Raw genomic sequence first — 517 nt, 5'->3', positions numbered from 1 at the left:
ACTTATTACTACATTGGTCATGGGGTTTATTTCAATGAATGCCGCATCTGCCGCTCAGGAAATTAACCACGCAGATGGGAAAGAAAAAATGGGTGTAGTCTCAGCCAGCAATGCCTATACACTTGATGAGTTATCGGATGCGCTCTCTCGTAAGGCTGATGAGCAAGGAGCAACGTCGTTCAAAATTCTGTCAACCACGGGGAATAATCGACTGCACGGGGTTGCTGAAATCTATAAGTAAATCATTAGCATCTCGAACAGGATGTGTCTCAGCCCTCTTATAGTGAGCGTCGATTTATGTTCAGAACAGAAGACATCATCGATGAGATAACTCAATGGATTGATTCAAACTTACATAAGCCGCTGAAGATAGAGGATGTTGCTGCGCGGGCAGGATACTCCAAGTGGCATTTTCATGCGGATTAATAATTTGGTAAAATCAATACCACATTCTGGATAAAATAATTCCCGATAGCGAAAAAAGCACTAATTAGAATGGTTAAATTCATTATTATCA

The 517-nt window shown here is 41.0% G+C and carries 1 protein-coding gene and 1 pseudogene; both read left to right on the top strand.

Features of this window, described 5'->3' with window-relative positions:
* On the top strand, window positions 1-241 hold a 241-nt coding region (locus tag IPZ49_RS22960), incomplete at its 5' end, for a DUF1471 domain-containing protein (protein WP_227754139.1).
* Window positions 242-297: 56 nt separating this feature from the next.
* Window positions 298-411: pseudogene (locus IPZ49_RS23320) on the top strand (DNA-binding transcriptional regulator RamA); the annotation flags it as partial.
* Window positions 412-517: the final 106 nt, after the last annotated feature.

The organism is Enterobacter cloacae complex sp. S2, from assembly GCF_015159675.1.
In the GTDB taxonomy this organism is placed as follows: Bacteria; Pseudomonadota; Gammaproteobacteria; order Enterobacterales; family Enterobacteriaceae; genus Enterobacter; species Enterobacter intestinihominis.
Note: the sequence above shows the minus strand (reverse complement) of the source record. Positions and strands in the feature narration are given on the sequence as shown.